This window comes from Hydrocarboniphaga sp., from assembly GCF_028291725.1.
In the GTDB taxonomy this organism is placed as follows: domain Bacteria; phylum Pseudomonadota; class Gammaproteobacteria; order Nevskiales; family Nevskiaceae; genus Hydrocarboniphaga.
The window spans coordinates 1-4,116 of the sequence record NZ_JAQGNT010000118.1 but is presented as its reverse complement, the minus strand read 5'-3'; the positions used below and the strand labels follow the sequence as shown (position 1 = coordinate 4,116).

The following is a 4,116-nucleotide window of genomic DNA, read 5'->3' as shown; positions in this document are numbered from 1 at the left end:
TCTTTCGACCTGCGGCGGCGTTGCAAATCCTCGCAATAGCGGTGCTATTGCTGTGGTTTGCGCCTTGCCACAGGCCGAAATCCATCGGTTTTATTTGTGTCGCCAAGCATGCAACGGACCACTAGCGTGTAGGTTGGGGTGAGCGCAGCGAACCCCAACAATAGTTCGCGCTGATGTTGGGGTTCGCTGCGCTCACCCCAACCTACTCAGCTGCAACTGTAGGAGCGGGTCATACCCGCGACTGAAGCCCCGCCGGCACAGTCGCGGGTATGACCCGCTCGGACACTCATCAATCAAGCTCATCGATCAAGCGAGGCCCGAAAATCGTAGACTCCTCGCATGGAACTTTTCCTGGCCCGCCATGGGCAGACCAACTGGAACGTCGGCGACCGCTACCAGGGGACCTACGACGAGCCACTCAACGAGCGCGGGCACCAGCAGGCGGCCGAGTTGGCGGCAGCCGTGCCGCGGCGCATCCAGCAGATCGTGGTGTCGCCGCTGCTGCGGGCCCAGCAGACCGCGGCGCCGATCATCGAGGCGCTCGGCGTGCCGGCGCTCACGCACGCCGCATTTCGCGAACGCGGCTTCGGCCGCTGGGAAGGCCTGACCTACGCCGAGGCGCGCGCGCTGGACCCCGAGCTGTTCGACCGCGGCGGGATCTTCTCTTTCGACGAACAACCGCCTGGCGCCGAGCCGCTGCACGAGCTGGTCGCACGCACCGGCGCCGGCCTGCGCGACGTCGCCGGTCGATTCCCGGAGCAGTCGGTGCTGTTGATCGTCCACGGCTTCGTGATCCGCGCGCTGCGCCTGCAACTGGAGCACCTGGCGCCGGGTGATCTGCGGCATCTTCCGCGGCCGATGAATGGCGAGCTTTTTCATTACTCCGCCGAGCGGATCGAGCGCTGGATCGGCTCGGAAGCGGCCAGCTGAGACCGTGGTTTAGCGGTTTTTCGCCGCGCTGGCACTGAACGGCCAAAAAAACGGCAAAATGGCGGTCCAGTTGACCGGATTTTCGCTTTTGACCGCATTCGCCACCACCTCGATTGCACCGCCCGCGCGCCGCCTCTGCATTGCGCCGATGATGGATTGGAGTGACACCCATTGCCGCAGCTTTCACCGGCTGCTGGCACCGCATGCGCTGCTGTACACCGAGATGGTCACCACCGGTGCGCTGCTGCATGGCGACGTCGCGCGCCACCTGCGCTTCGACGCCGGCGAACATCCGCTGGCGCTGCAACTCGGAGGCTCGGAGCCCGACGCGCTCGCCCGCTGCGCGGAAATGGCGGAAGCCTGGAACTACGACGAGGTGAACCTGAACTGCGGCTGCCCCTCGGACCGCGTGCAGGAAGGCAGCTTCGGCGCCTGCCTGATGCGCGAGCCCGAGCGCGTCGCCGCCAGCGTCGCCGCGATGCGCCGCGCGACGAGCCTGCCGGTCACGGTCAAGCACCGGATTGGCGTGGACGATTGCGAGGACTATGCGTTCATGCGCCACTTCGTCGAGAGCGTCGCCGCCGCCGGCTGCACGGTGTTTATCGTGCATGCGCGCAAGGCCTGGTTGCAGGGTTTGTCGCCGCGCGAGAATCGCGAAATCCCGCCGCTGACTTACGAGCACGTCTATCGACTGAAACAGGACTATCCGCAGCTGACGATCGTCATCAATGGCGGCATTCGCAGCCTGGCCGATTGCGAGACACATCTTGCACAGGTCGACGGCGTGATGCTCGGCCGCGAGGCCTATGAGAATCCTTATGCGCTGGCGGCGATCGACGCGGCGCTGTTCGCCGTCATCGGTGGCACGCCCGCCAGTATGCCGACACGCGACGCGGTGCTTGCGGCCTATCGTCCCTATGTCGAGCGCCAACTGGCCGCCGGCACGCCGCTGAAGCACATCAGCCGCCATCTGCTCGGGCTGTATCGCGGCCAGGCGGGCGGGCGCCAGTTCCGGCGTACGCTGTCGGAACGGGCGCACCAGCCCGGCGCCGGCATCGACGTGCTGATGAACGCGATGCCGCGGGCACAGGACATGCTGAACGTCGTGGACGAGCGCGCCGCGGCATAATGCGCGACCCGGACCCGGCCCGATCTTCGGATCGCGTCCACGCCACCATGGAATGCCATCGATGACGCGCCTGCTGAGTTGCCTGTTGTTATTGATCTGCACATCGACCGCCGCCGCTCAGAGCATTGCCGCGGCCGCGGTTCCGACGGTCGTCGTGCGCATGGAAACCTCGGTCGGCCGCATCGTGCTGCAGCTCGATCCTCAGCATGCGCCGAAGACCGTCGCCAACTTCGTCGGCTACGTCAACAGCGGCTACTACAACGGCCTGATCTTCAGCCGCGTGATCGCCGGTTTCATGGCCCAGGGCGGCGGCTACGACAGCGCCTTCAAACAGCGCAAGATGCAGGCTCCGGTTCGCAGCGAGGCTGACAACGGGCTGAAGAATGTGCGCGGTAGCATCGCGATGGCGCGTACCGGCATGCCGCAATCGGCAACCAGCGAGTTCTTCATCAACTTCGTCGACAACACCAATCTCGATTATCCGAGCTTCGACGGCTGGGGCTACGCCGTTTTCGGCCGTGTGATCGAGGGCATGGACGTGGTCGACAAGATGGAAGCGATCCCAACCGGCCCCGGCGGTCCGTTTCCAAGCGATGTGCCGCAGACGCCGATCATCATCACCCGGATGACGGTCGACCCGTCGCCGGCGAAGTAGCCCGGAAGTAGCCTGATTCAGGCACCATTCCAAACAGCATTCCAAACAACCTAGAGAGAACTGGAAAATGTCCGACAGCAATCCACCCGTGCAGGTCCTGCTGAGCACCAATCTCGGCGACATCACGCTGAAACTCGATGCCGCCAAGGCGCCGAAGACCGTCGCCAACTTCGTCGACTACGTGAAAGCCGGCCACTACGACGGCCTGGTGTTCCACCGCGTGATCAAGGGTTTCATGATCCAAGGCGGCGGCTACGACAGCGAATACAACCAGAAGCGCACCCAGGCTCCGATCGAAAATGAAGCCAAAAACGGCCTGAAAAACAAGCGGGGCACGGTGGCGATGGCGCGTACCGGCGACCCGCATTCGGCCAGCAGCCAGTTCTTCATCAACCATGGCGACAACGATTTCCTCGACTATCCGGGCCAGGACGGCTGGGGCTATGCGGTGTTCGGCGAAGTCACCGGCGGCGTGGACATCGTCGACAAGATCGCCGAGACGCCCACCGGCTCCGCGCGTCCTTTCGGCCGCGACGTGCCGACGACGCAGATCGTGATCAAGTCGGCGACGATCATCTAGGCAATACGCGACAGCAGCACGCCCGATGAGCACGCTGCTGCTGTCCGATCTGCACCTGCCGCCGCAGCCGTCCGCACTACGCGACAGTTTCATCGCGTTTCTGGACGGCCCGGCGCGCAGCGCCAGCGTGGTCTACATCCTCGGTGATTTGTTTGAATACTGGATCGGTGATGACGTCGGCCTGGACGTTTATGCCGCGGAAATCGCAGGGCTCGCGTCACTGACGGCGTCCGGCGTGCCGGTCCGGGTTCAGCGTGGCAACCGCGATTTTCTGCTCGGCCCTACGTTCGAACGCGCCAGTGGCGCGCGCTTGCTGGCCGATCCCAGCGTTGTCGATATCGATGGCGAACGCTGGCTGCTGACGCATGGAGACGCGTTCTGCACCGACGATGTCGGCTACCAGAAATGGCGGCGCTTCTCGCGCAATCGCGCCGTACAGGCGATTTTCGCACGCCTGCCGCGCCGCTGGCGCGAGCGCATCGCGGGCGGCGTTCGCGGCAGCAGTCGCGAAGCCAAGACGGGCAAGAGCGCGCAGATCATGGACGTCAACGACGCCGCGGTCGCACGCGGTCTGCACAAGGCGCAGACGCTGCACTTGATTCACGGGCACACGCACCGACCTGCGGAGCATAAGGTCGCGAGTGGCGGTATCGCCGGCGAGCGCATCGTGCTGGCGGATTGGCGCGATGATAGACGCGAGTATCTGGAAATCAACGGCGGCGTGCGTCGACGGATCAATCTCGTCTGATTCCGCAACCTGTAGGAGCGGCTCTTAGCCGCGATTGTGTCGGTGCAGCCTCAATCGCGGCTAAGAGCCGCTCC

At 64.5% G+C, this 4,116-nt stretch carries 5 protein-coding genes; all 5 read left to right on the top strand.

Annotation, left to right across the window (positions count from 1 at the left end; genetic code table 11):
* The first annotated feature begins 339 nt into the window (after nucleotides 1–339).
* The 5 genes from JWQ90_RS28705 to JWQ90_RS28685 all read left to right on the top strand — a co-directional run bounded on the left by JWQ90_RS28705 (nucleotide 340) and on the right by JWQ90_RS28685 (nucleotide 4,042).
* Complete coding sequence (locus JWQ90_RS28705; RefSeq protein ID WP_299698525.1) at nucleotides 340–930, top strand: histidine phosphatase family protein; 591 nt, start codon at nucleotides 340–342, stop codon at nucleotides 928–930.
* An 88-nt stretch (nucleotides 931–1,018) separates the two neighbouring features.
* Complete coding sequence (dusA, locus tag JWQ90_RS28700) at nucleotides 1,019–2,059, top strand: tRNA dihydrouridine(20/20a) synthase DusA (protein WP_299698524.1); 1,041 nt, start codon at nucleotides 1,019–1,021, stop codon at nucleotides 2,057–2,059.
* Between the two features lie 61 nt (nucleotides 2,060–2,120).
* Nucleotides 2,121–2,714: a peptidylprolyl isomerase gene (locus JWQ90_RS28695; protein WP_299698523.1), complete on the top strand. Its 594-nt coding sequence runs from the start codon at nucleotides 2,121–2,123 to the stop codon at nucleotides 2,712–2,714.
* A gap of 67 nt (nucleotides 2,715–2,781) precedes the next feature.
* Nucleotides 2,782–3,294 carry a peptidylprolyl isomerase gene (locus JWQ90_RS28690; RefSeq protein WP_299698522.1) on the top strand — a complete coding sequence of 171 codons (513 nt, stop codon included), beginning with the start codon at nucleotides 2,782–2,784 and terminating at the stop codon, nucleotides 3,292–3,294.
* A gap of 25 nt (nucleotides 3,295–3,319) precedes the next feature.
* Nucleotides 3,320–4,042, top strand: a complete 723-nt coding sequence (locus JWQ90_RS28685; protein ID WP_299698521.1) for a UDP-2,3-diacylglucosamine diphosphatase — start codon at nucleotides 3,320–3,322, stop codon at nucleotides 4,040–4,042.
* Nucleotides 4,043–4,116: the final 74 nt, after the last annotated feature.

What these genes read in the sequence shown, in the direction of transcription:
- JWQ90_RS28705 (WP_299698525.1), top strand. Translation starts at nt 340, where the DNA reads ATGGAACTTTTCCTGGCCCGCCATGGGCAGACCAACTGGAACGTCGGC.
- JWQ90_RS28685 (WP_299698521.1), top strand. Translation starts at nt 3,320, where the DNA reads ATGAGCACGCTGCTGCTGTCCGATCTGCACCTGCCGCCGCAGCCGTCC.
- JWQ90_RS28690 (WP_299698522.1), top strand. Translation starts at nt 2,782, where the DNA reads ATGTCCGACAGCAATCCACCCGTGCAGGTCCTGCTGAGCACCAATCTC.
- JWQ90_RS28695 (WP_299698523.1), top strand. Translation starts at nt 2,121, where the DNA reads ATGACGCGCCTGCTGAGTTGCCTGTTGTTATTGATCTGCACATCGACC.